The organism is Parcubacteria group bacterium, assembly GCA_016204045.1.
Lineage (GTDB): Bacteria > Patescibacteriota > Minisyncoccia > Phycocordibacterales > UBA2135 > JACQLQ01.
The window spans coordinates 1-15,330 of sequence record JACQLQ010000001.1 but is presented as its reverse complement, the minus strand read 5'-3'; the positions used below and the strand labels follow the sequence as shown (position 1 = coordinate 15,330).

Genomic DNA, 15,330 nt, shown 5'->3' with positions numbered 1-15,330 from the left:
CAAGACAATCAATACCTCGGGGCTTGCCCCGAGGACATCTTTATAAACCGACGATTCTTTCTGCCACTTCTTTTTTTGTGATAAAGTCGCGATACAGTTTCATCTGCCCATTTGCTTTTGCCATGTTTTGCACATATCGGGATTGGTAGCGGCTTGTGTCGAGGGTAAAATATGACTCTTCAAACGCATCAGTGACAAAGCGCGCAGAGAGCTCGAGTATAATTGTTGCGATTCCCGTAGGGATCGCTGCTCGTTCTACACGACTTAGAAATGTTGCTTTACTAAAATATCCTCGCATCATGCTCTCAAAAATAGCCATATCAAACTGAGGATCGGTTGCGTCTTCGTCTCTTTGGTTGCACCAACTTCGTGCAGCATCACCCATTTCAATAGGAATACTCATTTTCCCCAAGGTGTCGAGATCAAGAAGTGCCAGGGCGCTGACCCCATCTTTATCGAAAAGTATATTGTTGAGCTTGAGGTCGCCATGCACATGCCGCAGGGGGAGTGAGGCAAGCGCCCCGCGCACCGGCCTATATGCTGAAAGTATTTCTTCTGCGAGCGGAGCAAGAACTTGGTACTTTTCTCCACCCACGTTGGCGTCGACGACCTGTTTGAGTCGCTCCATGATGTGTTTTGTGTCATGGAAACCTGGGAGTGCGTGCTTATAGGAATATTCCAAATCAAGAAGGGCATTGTGAAAGACGCCAACGAGAGCCCCCGCACTTTCTGCCTGGAGTGGGGTAATGGAAGCCTCAAATGTTTTTCCAGGAATGTATGTGAGCATTCGCCAGCACTCACCCCCTTTACAATACCCGAGTTCTCCATCAAGCGTGCGTACGATACGCGGAGTCGTGAGCCCTTTCTCTCGAAGATGGGTGGTGACCGCTTCTATGTCCTCGAGGACGGGCGCTTTAAAAATAGAGTGAAGTTTCTGAAGTATATATTTTTCTCCCTCACTACATTCAGCGAGGTACGTCTGATGAATACGCCCCTGGCCGTAAGGAGAAACACTAAGTAGTGGCTTTTTTGTGAAGTGTTGGATGGCAGCAAGTGGTTCCATGATGATGGGCACGAAGTATATATATTGTGACGTATTGAAACGACTGGAGCAAGAAAAAAGGCGGAAAACCGCCTTGAACACGAAATATAACTATTTACGGCAGGAAGTCGATTGCGATGGCCGTTGCGTCATCGCCCACTTTCACGCGTGGAAAGTGCCAGCAATTCGGGTCGGTCTGTTCTCGAGCCCGGATTTCCGAAAGTACCGCCTTAAGGCCACCTTCTTTGTACAACCTCACCATCAAGTCCCACTCTTCCTCCGCATCGGGATCTTCATGTGGGATTAAGAATCCGTCGGTAAAGATGAGAAGCGATTGGAAGTCGCGTATGTTACGGGTGTTGGTTTGGATGAAACCCGAAACATTCGGGTCGCCATTCAAAACACCATATGCTTCGTTCGCTTGATTCCGAACCTTGAGAATGTGCGGGCGCAATTGCTGATTAATGTTCCTAACGCGCGCGTCCGCCAATTCTTTGCAGCGTCTCAGTGTTTTGATATCGAGATTAACATAGGGCGTCAAGAGTTCTCCCATACCCCAATGATCGGCGGTGATGCCGAGAACAAAAGAGTCACCGATGGTCAGAACATCAAATGTGTCTTCGTGCAGTTCAACAGCTGCGCATACTGCACCCCAGCGGTTTTCTTTGTGGTCTTCTGCAGAGAGATTGACCCCGACCTTTTCCATAGCATGTCGAATCGCGGTATTGGCGTGCAACGCTCGTGCGCGAAGATACCCTTCCCCTTTTGCAAATGTCTCTGCCGCAAGGCGTGCGGCTATTCTCCCGCCCGTTTCCCCGTGCGCGTTCTTGTAGCCAACCAAACTGGTAACGCCATCAAAGGCCGCAAAAGTATTTCCGATGACAAGGGGAACATCTTCGTTAATGACCCCAACACCCTTGCTGTGAATGACCTGCACCGAAACGTCTTTCATCCTTAAACTCCGCTACATCTTCTCCCTATAACGTATCTACCCCAGGGCGTGGTGTCATTTGACTTAAGTCCTTTTTTGTTGCACACAGTGCTCCACGATGCTTATTTCTGTTATTCTTAAAAAAGATTCAAACCCTCCGGGAGAGAGAGATGGGTAACGGAAACGGAAAGAGTAGTGAAGACAAAAAGGAGGGAGAGGGTTCGCGTGGAGTAGTCATGAAGGCTCCCGTACAAAAGGAGCCTAAGAAGCTCCTACTCGACCTCGGGAAGCGCGGCTCGCTCGCGGAAGAATTCCTTGCACTTTGCCATGATAGGTATATTGGACAGCCACGACTTGTGGAGTTTGGCGCAGAAGCTCTCGATGATCTCGAGTCATTCATGAAGTCAGGAGAACGAGACGAAGACGCGAACGGTGTCATCGCGAGCGTTCTTGTCCCCGGTCCTTCGGGTGCGGGCAAGACATATATTGCTCGACTCATTGCAAAAGTATTGACGGGCAGAGAGCGCGGTTTCTTCTTTATCCCAGGACAAAATTACCAGGAACGCCACGCCGTCGAGACATTGCTCCACCCGCCTCCGGGCTACATCGGTTCTGATAATGAACCCGTGCTGACGCAGGAAAAACTGGATGAGCCTGGGTTCCTCCACCTTCGGAAGAAAGCGATCGAAGCTCTTTCGACAGAGGACAAAGCAGAACATGATCGTCTGCAAGCGGAGTATCAAGAGTTTGCACTTAAGACCCAAAGTTTGAGGAACGAGGTGGCAAAAACTCGCGATCAAACACGGAAAAGGGAACTGCTTCAGGAGCTTGGTGAACTCCAGCCAAAAATCTTCAAGGTCATAAAAGAGGTAGAGGGCATTACTCCGCACGTTATCTACGACCCAAACAGATTCATTTATCCTTCAGTTGTTTTGGGTGATGAGTTTGAAAAAGGGCACGATTCGCTTTTCAAATTGTTCCTCGGTGTGCTGGGCGATGGCGTTATCGTCACTCGCAAAGACGAAACCGTTGATTTTCATGGTTCAATCGTCGTGCTCACCTCGAATCTGTGCAAAGAAGAAATTGCGCAGTTCGTCGCAGTGCAAAGCGGCGAAGTTGTCCCCATGGGTTTCCACCGGTCCGTCCAAGGGGTTTCAGAACAAGATGATACGGAACTGTATCGTTTGGTGCGCGACACTGCGATCAAGGTTTTTGGCCCCGAGTTTATGGGACGACTTGATGAGCTCATTCTTGCGCGCATGCTTATGCCCAAGGAAATCAGGGAAATTCTTGAATCAAAACTGCGAGCATACCAAGAGCATCTCGCAAGCAGATTCCCCATCAAACTTGAAATTGCTGATGAAGTTATCCGCTTCTTCTATGAACGGTCCACAAGAAAGCGCATTGAAGGCGCTCGTCTCGTAGACAAGACTTTGAAGCAATATCTCCTGAGGCCTATCATGAAGCTCCGATTGACTGGGCAGATCAAAAGAGGTGATCATGTCGTGGTCGAACTCGAGCGCAAAGGCAAGAAGCACGGGCGGCCAGTCTTTTATCTCATGGATTACGGTGACGAGAAACCCGTCATCACTGTCGAATATAAGCGTCGACGAAATCACAAACCCCAAGGAAAGTAAGGGGTTTTTTTTATGCTTGAGTTTGTTGGAATCGTTTCTCGACGACGCCCCAATTTACATTTTTGAAAAATGCCTCAATATAATTTTTCTTCTCCGAGGGGGCGTAGTCAACCATGTAGGCGTGTTCCCACATATCCATTGCGAGCAAAATCGGGAGTCCGGCGAGTGTGCCCAACTCATGATCGCCAACCCATACGGTGTGCGGCTCTCTTGCCTTTGGATCAAGATAAAGCACGGCCCAGCCGATGCCACGGGTCATACCGACAGTTTTGAAATGTTCCAACCACTTTTCAATGTCCCCATATTTTTCTACAAGGTTTTGTTCGAGCGGTGATGATTCGATTGGCGCTGTAGGACCGCCCTCAAATGTTTCAAAATAGTATTCGTGCATACGCATGCCGTTGAATTCGAAACTGAAGCGACGGCGGAGTTCGGAGATGAGGTATGCATTCTTTTCTTTGTCTCCTTCGAGTTCTCGAATCTTCTCTCGAATAAGGTTCACGTGCTTTACGTATCCTGCATAGAGCTTTAAATGTTCCCCCAATTGTTTTGCAGAAAGCCCCTGCAGGTCTGGAATATTGAATTGTTGTTCTGTATATGAATGCATACGAAGGTCCCCGTAATAATAATTGTAATTAGTATACCATACCATTTACAGGCGACCCTTTTTCTTTTTTGCATGCACGCGTATAATCGTTGCATGTTTGAAGCGGGCAAAACGTATGGCAGGTATCTTCTCCTCGGAGTGCTTTTGGTGGCAAACTATTTTCTGTGGAATGCTGTTATTGCGACAGACGACAACAGAATACTTACCGTTGCGTTTCTTGATGTTGGTCAAGGAGACTCCATTTTTATAGAAGCGCCAAATGGGAATCAAATGCTTATAGATGGCGGACCTTCAGGGCAAGTGGTTTTGCGGGCGCTTTCGGAGGTGATGCCTTTTTATGATCGCTCGATTGATGGTGTTATCGCGACACATCCCGACAAGGACCATATTGGCGGGCTTTCGAGCGTCCTTGAACGATATGATGTGAGCTACTTCTTCGAACCCGGGGTCGAGCACGATACAGGAGCTTACGCAGGCCTTCTGGAGTCAGTGGATGTGGAAAACGCCGAACACATATTTGCACGACGTGGCATGCGTATTGTTTTAGACGATGAGGTGTTTTTGGATATTTTGTTTCCCGATCGTGATCCGAAGAGTATGGAAACGAATGACGCTTCGGTTATTGCAAAACTCATCTATGGGGAAACCTCGTTTCTTTTGACGGGAGATACGACGAAGAAAATCGAGCGCTATGTTGCTTCGCTTGATGCAAAAGCTCTCGACATCGATGTTTTGAAAGCCGCTCACCATGGTTCAAAAACTTCAAGTGACCCGATCCTCCTCGGTTTCGCATCACCCGCCTACGCAGTCATCTCCTCGGGTGAGGGGAACTCCTATGGGCACCCACACAAAGAAGTAACTGATCGCTTACAGCAGTTTGGTGCTGAGATCGTAGAAACAGCGAAGGTGGGAACGATCATCTTTGAAAGCGATGGCACAAATCTGAAGTACAAAAAATGAAAAGAAAAAATCGGTCCGACTGGGATCGGGACCGATTGTGTTTTTAGAGCAGGCCGCGCTGTTTCATGGCTTGAACAAGCCGTGTTATGCCGATACCGCCACCGCACCGCTCGAAAAACTTGAGCGAGAGGAAGTACCGAAGTTCATCCAGGGTTTCTTTTTCACCGAATCTTTCAAAAAGTGCTTGGGCATATGCGCCGTCCGTAATGGTATGGAAGCGTTGCCACATGTCCTCTGGGTCACAGCTCCGCTCTGCCGAACCAATCGTTTCGATCGGCATGAGCACATCAATCTTTTCCGCCTTTCCGTCGGGGCCTCGTCTCATGTTCCAAAATGGAGACGTGTGTTCGGGGAAGCGTGAAAGCAGAACTGCGGGGCCGAGTTCTTGGCATAGCCGTTTTTCTTCCGCATCACCGATTTCTTGAACACCGTATGTATCTGCTGACCGCTCGTAATCGACGGTCGTGACGTCTTGGTGATGGCGGACAATACCCAAAAAGACCAAGAGTTCTTCCAAGATATACCGCAAGCGCTCAATGCCCCCATGTGTCTCGAACTCAAACATTGGGAAGATCAAATTGTGCCGTCCTGGTTGTGGATCCCGCTCGTTTCTATAGCTCGTTGTCATGCAGAAGAGTCCCGGGAGCGATGGGTCCCGCAAGAGGTCGTGCTCAAGCCACATCTGTCCTGTTTGGGGGAGTGGCAACGTGTCTCCCAAGAACGAGACGGGCATAATGCTATGCGGATTTTCACATGCCGCGAGGCGTGCGAGCGGAGGACGCATGCGTTGCTGTGTTGAGGACTCAACAAACCCAAGGTTGGCAAAAAATTTACGGAGACGTTTGGCTACCGCGTCGTAGTCTCTCGGAGAAATGATGTCAATGAATTGCGTAGCTCTGTCTGAAGCAAATGTGCGCTCGGCAGCTGCCGTATCAATAGGCACGAAAGTGGGGGTGCTTCTCACGTCGCTCTCCTATGGGACATCTAAAAGAAAAAGGTATCATGGATCCGTAGGTGGGACAATGTGCACAGTTTGCTAAAAGTGTGTCGTAAGTAGTATGTGCATTTGGTATACTATTCAAGATGAGAGAAGACCAGAACGGCAAGGGTCCGCTTCGCCGCCTTGAAGAGACTCTGTACCAAAAAGGCACTCCGGAGGAAAAAAGTAGCCGTAGCCACCTTCGCCCGCATGATATCGAAAGGCATTCCGGATGGGCGGATGTGCCTCCCCAAAATACAGAAGTTGAAGCAGAACCTATGGTGTCACCGGCAAAGAATAAATCATTTGCGCTCCTATTTTTTTACGCATCCCTTGCCTTTTTTGCTGTGGCCGCCGTTATTACGCTCTTTGTTGTCTTGGGAGGAGCGAATCTCATTTCAACTCGAAATGTCGACATCACCATCACTGGCCCTGTTTCTGTAGAAGCCGGGGAAGAGGTTCCACTACAGATTTCCATACATAATAAAAATAGCGTCGACCTCGAATCAACGGATCTACTCATTGAGTACCCCGAAGGGACTCGGGTTGCCGGCGACCTTGAAGAAGCACTACCGCGCACTCGTACGTCCCTCGGTGTTATACCCAAAGGTCGTGTTGTCGAAGAAAATGTCCGTGCGGTGTTTTTCGGCCAAGAGGGAGAGGAGAAAAAGGTTCGCATTGCCCTCGAGTATCGTGTTCCCGATTCAAACGCAATTTTCGTTGCTGAAGAGACTTTTACTGTCGTCGTGAGCTCATCGCCCGTCCGTATCGGGGTAGAAGGAGTCACAGAAATAAGTTCTGGGCAGGAGTTTGCTCTTGAAGTTACGATAACATCAAATGCAAGCGAGCGCGTCGGCAATGTGCTGCTTTCAGTCGATTATCCATTCGGCTTCTCATTCCTCGAGGCGACACCCAAGCCAACATATGGCAACGACACGTGGGCTTTGGGAGATCTTCCTCCCGGGAGTGACCGAACAATCGTTATCCGCGGTGTCGTGGAAGGACAAGACGGGGAAGAAAAGATTTTCCGTGTCGTGTCGGGTACACCCAAAGAAAAAGACGAACGTGAAATTGGGATTGCGTTCGGAACGCTTCTTCATGATGTTGCTGTGACGCGGCCGCTCCTCGCCCTCCAAGTCCTCGTAAATGGCCGCCCCGGCAAGGAGCATGTCTTACCGGCGAATGAAGAAGTGACAACAGAAATCTCTTGGACCAACAACCTTCCCGTTAAAATCAGTAATGCAAAAATCGAAGTGAAACTGGTTGGGGAAGCACTCGATACGGCATCTGTGTCACCCATTCAGGGTTTCTATCAATCGTTTAACAGAACCGTAGTTTGGGACGGGACTACAGTTCAGGAGCTTGTCGAGCTAGAGCCTGGTGAGCGCGGCATAGTTTCGCTCCGATTCAAGCCACGTGAACTCGTTTTGTCAGGCGGAACAATTATCAAAGAGCCACTCATCACACTTACTGTGACAGGGGAAGGGACGCGTATCGGGGAAACCGGCAGAGAACAAATTCAGAGTTCGGTAGAGCATCTTCTTAGGGTTGAGACGGACGTATCTCTTTCACAAAGGGCACTCTACTATTCTGGAGCCTTCAGCAACACGGGCCCCTTGCCGCCCAAGGTGGGGCAGGAGACGACATATACCATTCTCTGGAATGTAGTTAATACTGCAAGCGATGTCGCACGTGGGAAAGTGCGCGCCACGTTGCCGCCGTATATACGTGTGTTGGGACAGACAAGTCCGGCAAATGAATCAGTTACATTTTCTGAAACAGACCGATCCATCGTTTGGGATTTGGGCGCGGTGAGCGCAGGGGCTGGGGTCGGGGCTTCTCCTCGCGAGGTCTCGTTCCGCATCGGGTTTCGCCCGAGCATTTCTCAAGTCGGTGATGTGCCCACACTTGTTAATGAAGCCGTGTTTACAGGCTTTGACACATTTTCAGAGACAAACATTAACGCCTCTGCACGCCCGATTAACACGCAACTTTCTAGTGATCCGCAGTTTACCTCTGTCGAGGGTAGGGTGGTTGAATAGTGATTCGCTATGCATTAGGATTTAGGAACATGACAAAGGACTCCCAAGACAAACTTGCAAAAATTGTGTCGCTCGCGAAGCGGCGAGGTTTTGTATTTCAAGGCTCCGAGATCTATGGTGGCCTCGCAGGCATGTGGGATTACGGGCCGCTTGGAGCAGAGTTGGTACGTAATATTAAAGACTTGTGGTGGAAACACTTTGTTTATGAGGAGGAGAATATGTACCCCTTAGAAACAACTACCATTATGCCGGAAGCGGTATGGAAAGCATCGGGACACCTCGAGGGGTTTACTGATCCCATGGTCTCGTGCCAAAAGTGCAAGCGAAGATTCAGGAAAGATCATGTTGGGGATGTGTGCCCGGAGTGCGACGGGAAGTTTGGCGAGGAGAAAAAGTTTAACCTCCTTTTTCCAATCGCAATGGGGGCGACCGAGGGGGGTGGAGATATGGCGTATCTCCGCGGCGAAATAGCGCAGGGAATGTTCGTAAACTTCAAAAATGTTCTCGACACAATGCGCCCCACGCTTCCTTTTGGGATTGCGCAAATCGGTAAGGCATACCGAAACGAAATCGCACCGAGAGATTTTCTCTTTAGGGTACGGGAGTTTGATCTTATGGAATTCGAGTACTTTGTCAGAGAATCCGAATGGCAACAACATTTCAATCGATGGAAAGACAGGGTGTGGGAATGGATCGATCGCGTCGGCATTGCGCGCGAGTATGTCCACGAACTGGAGGTGGGCGAAGGAGATCGCGCGCACTACTCCAAACGCACTGTTGATTTTGAGTTTGATTATCCTTTCGGGCGAAAGGAGTTGTATGGATTGGCATATCGAACTGACTACGATCTCAAAAAGCACTCAGAGGCTTCGGGGGTTGACCTCTCATACACTGACCCCGTCTCTGGGGAGAAGTTTATTCCTCACGTTATTGAACCCACGTTCGGGCTTGGCAGAACCGTACTTGCTGTTTTACTCTCCGCGTACCAGGAGGATGGTGTGGGAGATGATACGCGAACGTATTTGAAATTGCACCCAGCCATTGCCCCCGTAAAGGCGGCGATTTTCCCGCTCCTTCGCAACAAGCCCGAGCTCGTCGCTAAAGCTCGAGAAGTATTCACCAGTATCAAAAAGCAAATTCCGCAGGTTGCCTGGGATGACAACGGGAATATCGGCAAGCGCTACAGGAGGCAAGATGAGATCGGCACGCCGTGGTGTGTCACGATTGACTTTGACACATTAGAAGATGACACGGTGACCGTTCGGAACCGTGACACAGGAGAACAACAGAGAATCAAGATAGCCGATCTCTATTCCTTTGTACAAGAGAGTCTCTTGTAATGTCCGCGACAGGCAGAGTTGCCCCAAGGTGTTTTTGTAGTATAGAATAGCCCGACTATGCAGTTCACCAGAAACGTCCTCAAAAACGGCCTTAGAATCATAACAGTCCCGATGCCCCCAAGCGCCTCGGTGACTGTTTTGGTGTTGACGACAGCAGGGTCGGAGTGTGAGGTAAAGCGCACGAGCGGCCTCTCGCACTTCTTGGAGCACATGTGTTTCAAAGGCACGACCAATCGTCCGACTCCTCGAGAAATTTTCGAAGAAATAGAAGGCATCGGCGGACGCTCCAACGCGTTTACGGGCCTTGAGGAGACGGGGTACTACATAAAGACAGAAGCGCGTCATTTCAAAAAGGCACTCGACATCGTGTCTGATATTTTTTTGAATCCAGTTTTTCCAAATAAGGAGATTGAGAGAGAGCGCGGTGTCATCATTCAGGAGATTGGAAAGTCGGAGGATGAAACGTCCGACCGCGTTTTCGATCTCTTCATGTCGTGTCTCTATGGTAACCAACCGGCGGGCTGGGACATACTGGGGACGCGCGCAACAGTGAAGGGTCTCGAGCGCAAAGATTTTGTCGCCTACCGGGAAAAATACTACACAGCAAAAAACACCGTCGTAGTCGTAGCTGGCAATGTAAACGTACGTGAAGTTGTGGGAGAGGTTTCCAAGGCGTTTGGGAGGATTCCCGAAGGGCGGGTAATGCGGAAACCAAAGACAAAGGTTACGAAAGGTAAACCCCGCGTTCATGTGGAGTACAAGAAATCAAGCCAGACCCACTTTGTTCTCGGGTTTCATTCATACCCAGTATCCCATCCGCGGCGTCTTGCGGCCGATGTCTTGGGAGCGGCTCTCGGCGGCGGTTCTTCTTCGCGATTGTTCCAGCGCATACGTGAAGAAATGGGGGCTGCGTACGCAGTTCATGCAGGAAACGAATCGTACCTGGACCACGGAGAGTTTTTTGCATACGCAGGCATTGGGCACAAGGGGGTGACAGATGTCATTAGAGTCACCCTCGAAGAGATTGCCCGCTTTCGGGAGGAGACAATTCCCGCCGACGAGCTTGAGCGCGTCAAGAATTACATTGCCGGTGGGCTCGCCACAGGTCTTGAGACAGGAAGTCGACTTGCCGAGTTTTATGGGCGCGAAGAAGTATTGGGGCAACAGCTCCTTACACCAAAAGAGGTTGCCGATAAGGTCCACCGTGTTACAGCAGAGGACATACAAAAGACGGCTCAAGAAATTTTTCGAAACGATCGCATGTGCCTCGCGGCTATCGGCCCGATACGAAACACCAAGAGTTTAGAGAAGATTTTTCGTCTACCATAACGAAGTAACGAATGGGCTTTTGGGCATTTTGTGGTATAATTAGAGCCATGCCATCTACAAATACGACCATAACCATCTCAACCGAAACAATTTTTAAAACGATTTTAATCGTTCTCCTTTTTGTCGCACTCTATGTCTTAATCGACCTCGTCCTCGTACTCTTGGCGGCGGTTGTCATCGCTTCGTCGATAGAGCCCGCAACGCAGTTCCTTGGAAAGTACAGAATCCCGCGTGTCATAGCGGTCCTCATCATGTACGCAACGCTCATCACGCTTCTCTTTGGAGTTCTCTATTTCTTTTTGCCCCCGCTTGTCGAAGATATGTCCGCATTTCTCGCTGTCCTTCCGGAACACGTCCAAAGAATTGAGAATGATCTCCTTGGAGAAGACCGCTTCACGAATGGTATTCCCGGCGGGCTCTCCCTTGAAAACGCCGTCAATGAGTTGCGTTCATCGCTCTCCGTCGTTTCGGGCGGTTTCGTGCAGACCATAAGCGCGGTGTTCGGCGGACTTTTCTCATTCATACTTATTCTTGTGTTCTCGTTTTATCTCGCCGTGCAAGAGCGGGGGATTGAAAATTTTTTGCGGCTCATTAGCCCAGTTCGTCACGAGCGGCGCATCATTAACCTCTGGGAGCGCACGCAGATGAAGATTGGTCTCTGGATGCAAGGACAACTCTTGCTCGGGCTCATTGTTGGTATTCTCGTATACTTGGGGCTCACCATCATTGGTGTTAAGTACGCACTCCTCCTCGCTGTGTTGGCGGCGGTGTTTGAACTTATTCCGCTTTTTGGTCCTCTCCTTGCGGCCATTCCCGCGGTCATTCTCGGTTTTCTCGAGAGCGTGCCGCTCGGACTTATGGTCATGGGTCTGTACGCCATTATTCAACAATTCGAAAACCACCTCATTTATCCGCTTGTCGTGAGGAAAGTTGTTGGTGTTTCACCCATCCTCGTAATCATCGCACTTATTGTGGGAGGCGAACTCGCGGGTTTCTTGGGGCTTATCCTCGCTGTGCCAGTAGCTGCCGCTCTCATGGAGCTGACCGCAGATGTCCAGAGGGGGAAGGCAGAACAGCTAGAGCGAGAGGGAAAGCAGACGGCCTAGTACGATAACCGCGAGTTTCTCCTTATGCGATCATTTATCTCAACCTCCATACCGTATGTAAATGCGTACCCGCATTTGGGTCATGCGCTTGAGTTCGTGCAGGCAGACGTGCTCGTACGATATCGCCGCCTCATGGGCGGCGACGTTTTCTTTTTGACGGGCACCGATGAAAACGCGCTCAAAAATGTCCAAGCTGCCCGCGAGGCGGGGGTAACCGTTCCGACGTTTGTCGAAGAGCGCGCGGAGGCGTTTAAGCGTTTGGCTGCCAAGCTTTCTGTTGCCACCGATGGCTTTATCAGGACCACAGAAAAACGCCATTTCGATGGTGCCCAAAAACTGTGGCAGGCTCTTGACCCCAATGATGTCTACAAAAAGGCATATTCCGGGCTTTATTGCGTCGGTTGTGAGGAGTTCAAGCTAGAGCGCGACCTAGTTGGCGGTTTTTGCCCCGAACATCCTGGGAAAAAACTCGAGCTTGTTGAGGAGGAGAACTACTTTTTTCGCCTTTCCCGGTATACCGAGGAGCTTCGGACACTCATCGTTTCGGGCAAACTCGCCGTTGTTCCTGACGTAAGGAAAAATGAAGCCCTCGCTTTTATTGACCAAGGACTCGAAGATTTTAGTATTTCACGCTCAAAAGAACGCGCCCACGGATGGGGAGTCCCGGTTCCCGGTGACGAAAATCAGATTATGTTTGTATGGGTGGACGCGCTTTCAAACTATATCAATGCTCTTGGGTATTCGACTGATGACGAGATGTTCTCTCGTTATTGGAGAGAGGCAGAGAATATTACGCACGTCATCGGAAAGGGGATTAACCGCTTTCACACACTGTATTGGCCTGCACTGCTTCTCTCTGCAAAGGTTCGAGTTCCCGACACGGTGTTTGTACACGGATACATCACAGTCGGTGGACAGAAGATGTCAAAGACCATTGGCAATGTTGTCGACCCTTTTGCGCTTCTCGAAAAATATGGAACTGATGCACTCAGGTATTTCTTTGTGCGCGATCTGCCGACTTTTGAAGACGGTGATTTCACTGAAGAAAAATTTATTGCAAGCTATAATGCGAATCTTGCGAATGGGCTCGGCAATCTGGTTGCGCGCGTCATGAAGCTTGCCGAGACACATCTCGAAGCCCCAGTTGTTTTGGAGCAGGGGATTTTTGACACCGCCGTGAGCGGGGAGTACGAGACGCACATGAAAAGTCTCCAACTCCAAAAAGCGGCCGATGTCATTTGGGGACGGATCAGAGCATCAGACGAATACGTGACGAAGGAGCGGCCTTTCGAAAAGATAGCAACTGATAGCGATGGAGCAAAAAAGGATATCACTCATCTTGTCCGAGAACTTGCTTGTGTTGCGCACATGCTTGTCCCGTTTCTACCAGATACAGCAGAGAAAATAAAAACAGCAATCAAAGAAAACAAAAAACCGGAAACATTATTCAAGAGAGTTTGATCAAAATGGGGAACAAATAAAGGTGTCCTCGGGGCAAGCCCCGAGGTATTGAAGGGGACTCGCTTCGCTCGCACAGATGCGCAGCAAGCCGCGCGGTATTAACCTTTGGTACGACTTCGCTCGGAGAAAATGCAAAACGTTGTATTGCATTTTCCCTCCTCGCTCGTCGTAATAAAAAACGCGGGACACCCGCGTTTTTTATTTGTTCCCAGTAGTGCCGGATGACCTTTTAGACGACCGCCGTCGTTTCTTCAGAAATCCCGACATCGTCGGGGTTGACATTAGAAGGTTTTATTTTTTACTATTTTTGTTTCCTTTTGGAAACTCATGAAGGTCGGCACTCAATAGACGGACCCGAAATCAATGTTTCTCAAGAAATCGTTTTACTCGCGCGCTACTTAGCACCCAAGAATCTCTGTGAAACTTGGTCGTTTAGACGATATATGTTTGTTTCTCAATACCTCCACGAACAAGCCTGTGAATGACAGGGGAGATTACGTTTTTTGTCGCGGACGTGTTTCACGGGACCTTATACTGTGTGTGCAAATTAATCTGTTTCCTTTGCGCCCAAAGGGTCCAATAGCCCAAAAAAGAAAAGATTTTTCTTAGTTTTTGTCCACACTTTTTTCTCTGAAATACGGCCGGTACTTTGTAAAATTAAAAGCATATGGAGGGAGAGCTTTTCTTCAATAACAAACGGCATATTTCGTCTAAACGAAGTGGCGAAATGTTTGGCTACACACACGACTACGTGAGCCGTCTTTGCCGTGAAGGAAAGGTAAGCGGGCGCCGCATTGGCAAGACATGGTACGCAGAAGAAGATTCCCTCCGCGTATTTCTCGCCTCAAATGGACAAAACGGAAAAACGAAATCACTCCGACTTGAGTCTCGTCTTTCTCCTCCCGAGGTGGTGACAAAACCTGAGTTTGTTTCTCCGCAAGAAGAAGCTAAACAACATCTGCAAAATAACAGTATTTCGCCTGTCCCGTTAGAGTCAGCCCACCATGTGCAGATCTCGACTCTGATGGGATCTGCCCAAAGTGAGATCAAAGTCACCGCGCCTCCTCGAGGAGAACCAGCAATTTCTTCTAGTCCAATTCCGGTCACTATTACTCCCACCACAATTCCATCATTCGCCATTGGAGCATTACTCATTGTCTCCGGCTTTGTGGGCGGGCACATCGCGTTTAATACGACCTACCCCACACGTGCATATGACATGATGGGCGGGGTGGCGCGAGAAACGGAGCGTACGCTTGTGCGCAGCGCAGCTGCGTTTGCAAAAAAAGTTGATGCAAGTGTTGAGACAGGGAAAAGTTTTCGTAATGATATTGCTTCAGCAGCGTATGAGTCCCGAGAAGTGTTGAGGTTTGGTTATGAAAGTGCGCGCGTCGCGATGAGCGAAGAAGCGACGAGAAAGCAAAAAGAAATACAGGCAACTTTTCTTGATGCGACGAACAATGTCGTTGCGTTTGCAGAGGCACTTGGAGATGCACCCAGCCTCCTTGTTCAGAGTTTCTACGAGATTGAAGTGGAAACTGCTGCGGTCACAGCAGATATTTCTCTCTCCGACATCTCTTCCACCATAGCGCGAACTCTTTACGAAAGTGTAACATCGCTCTTCAGTCCCGACCCAGCGTCAGAGTTAACAAATCCTGACACCCCAAAATCATCACCCACCTTAGTTGAAACACCGCCCACACCCCCTGCTTCGCCAAAGGCTACGCAGGACAGACCCATCCTCACCACACCAACTCAGACCCCCCGCCCTCTCATCATCACCTCACCCCAAGCTCCAACCGTCATCGAACGTACGGTAGAGCGCATCATCTCCGGCATCTCCCAAGCTGACCTCACAAACCAGCTCCAAGTCCTCGAGAACAAGCTCACCTCAGA

12 protein-coding genes are annotated in these 15,330 nt (G+C 49.6%); 8 read left to right on the top strand and 4 right to left on the bottom strand.

The genetic code is table 11. The features are described 5' to 3' along the window. Positions 1 to 40: 40 nt before the first annotated feature. Both HY455_00060 and HY455_00055 read right to left on the bottom strand, forming a co-directional pair. Complete coding sequence (locus tag HY455_00060; GenBank protein MBI4117931.1) at positions 41 to 1,075, bottom strand: phosphotransferase; 1,035 nt, start codon at positions 1,073 to 1,075, stop codon at positions 41 to 43. An 82-nt stretch (positions 1,076 to 1,157) separates the two neighbouring features. Then, positions 1,158 to 1,994, bottom strand: a complete 837-nt coding sequence (locus HY455_00055; protein MBI4117930.1) for a protein phosphatase 2C domain-containing protein — start codon at positions 1,992 to 1,994, stop codon at positions 1,158 to 1,160. 149 nt (positions 1,995 to 2,143) lie between these two features. Here HY455_00055 and HY455_00050 point away from each other — a divergent pair, with 149 nt between their 5' ends. Further along, a complete protein-coding gene (locus HY455_00050; protein ID MBI4117929.1) occupies positions 2,144 to 3,610 on the top strand; it encodes an ATP-dependent Clp protease ATP-binding subunit in 1,467 nt (488 codons plus the stop codon). Positions 3,611 to 3,620: 10 nt separating this feature from the next. Here HY455_00050 and HY455_00045 read toward each other — a convergent pair whose 3' ends face one another. Then, complete coding sequence (locus HY455_00045) at positions 3,621 to 4,217, bottom strand: superoxide dismutase (protein ID MBI4117928.1); 597 nt, start codon at positions 4,215 to 4,217, stop codon at positions 3,621 to 3,623. Positions 4,218 to 4,310: 93 nt separating this feature from the next. Here HY455_00045 and HY455_00040 point away from each other — a divergent pair, with 93 nt between their 5' ends. Then, positions 4,311 to 5,177, top strand: coding sequence for an MBL fold metallo-hydrolase (locus HY455_00040; GenBank protein ID MBI4117927.1), 867 nt, complete (start codon positions 4,311 to 4,313; stop codon positions 5,175 to 5,177). Positions 5,178 to 5,220: 43 nt separating this feature from the next. On the opposite strand, the gene HY455_00035 is transcribed toward HY455_00040, so the two are convergent. Beyond that, positions 5,221 to 6,120, bottom strand: coding sequence for a transposase (locus HY455_00035; GenBank protein MBI4117926.1), 900 nt, complete (start codon positions 6,118 to 6,120; stop codon positions 5,221 to 5,223). 140 nt (positions 6,121 to 6,260) lie between these two features. On the opposite strand from HY455_00035, the gene HY455_00030 reads away from it, so the two are divergent. The 6 genes from HY455_00030 to HY455_00005 all read left to right on the top strand — a co-directional run. Then, positions 6,261 to 8,198 carry a hypothetical protein gene (locus HY455_00030; GenBank protein MBI4117925.1) on the top strand — a complete coding sequence of 646 codons (1,938 nt, stop codon included), beginning with the start codon at positions 6,261 to 6,263 and terminating at the stop codon, positions 8,196 to 8,198. Between the two features lie 29 nt (positions 8,199 to 8,227). After that, positions 8,228 to 9,538, top strand: a complete 1,311-nt coding sequence (locus HY455_00025) for a glycine--tRNA ligase (GenBank protein MBI4117924.1) — start codon at positions 8,228 to 8,230, stop codon at positions 9,536 to 9,538. 57 nt (positions 9,539 to 9,595) lie between these two features. Continuing rightward, positions 9,596 to 10,867, top strand: a complete 1,272-nt coding sequence (locus tag HY455_00020) for an insulinase family protein (protein ID MBI4117923.1) — start codon at positions 9,596 to 9,598, stop codon at positions 10,865 to 10,867. Between the two features lie 47 nt (positions 10,868 to 10,914). Next, positions 10,915 to 11,973 carry an AI-2E family transporter gene (locus HY455_00015; protein ID MBI4117922.1) on the top strand — a complete coding sequence of 353 codons (1,059 nt, stop codon included), beginning with the start codon at positions 10,915 to 10,917 and terminating at the stop codon, positions 11,971 to 11,973. A gap of 24 nt (positions 11,974 to 11,997) precedes the next feature. Beyond that, a complete protein-coding gene (locus HY455_00010; GenBank protein ID MBI4117921.1) occupies positions 11,998 to 13,434 on the top strand; it encodes a methionine--tRNA ligase in 1,437 nt (478 codons plus the stop codon). Positions 13,435 to 14,101: 667 nt separating this feature from the next. Further along, the coding region (locus HY455_00005; protein MBI4117920.1) for a hypothetical protein at positions 14,102 to 15,330 on the top strand (1,229 nt) is incomplete at its 3' end.

Excerpts from the sequence above, each read along its gene's own strand:
- HY455_00055 (MBI4117930.1), bottom strand. The coding sequence starts at position 1,994 with ATGAAAGACGTTTCGGTGCAGGTCATTCACAGCAAGGGTGTTGGGGTC.
- HY455_00050 (MBI4117929.1), top strand. The coding sequence starts at position 2,144 with ATGGGTAACGGAAACGGAAAGAGTAGTGAAGACAAAAAGGAGGGAGAG.
- HY455_00045 (MBI4117928.1), bottom strand. The coding sequence starts at position 4,217 with ATGCATTCATATACAGAACAACAATTCAATATTCCAGACCTGCAGGGG.
- HY455_00040 (MBI4117927.1), top strand. The coding sequence starts at position 4,311 with ATGTTTGAAGCGGGCAAAACGTATGGCAGGTATCTTCTCCTCGGAGTG.
- HY455_00030 (MBI4117925.1), top strand. The coding sequence starts at position 6,261 with ATGAGAGAAGACCAGAACGGCAAGGGTCCGCTTCGCCGCCTTGAAGAG.
- HY455_00025 (MBI4117924.1), top strand. The coding sequence starts at position 8,228 with ATGACAAAGGACTCCCAAGACAAACTTGCAAAAATTGTGTCGCTCGCG.
- HY455_00020 (MBI4117923.1), top strand. The coding sequence starts at position 9,596 with ATGCAGTTCACCAGAAACGTCCTCAAAAACGGCCTTAGAATCATAACA.
- HY455_00015 (MBI4117922.1), top strand. The coding sequence starts at position 10,915 with ATGCCATCTACAAATACGACCATAACCATCTCAACCGAAACAATTTTT.
- HY455_00010 (MBI4117921.1), top strand. The coding sequence starts at position 11,998 with ATGCGATCATTTATCTCAACCTCCATACCGTATGTAAATGCGTACCCG.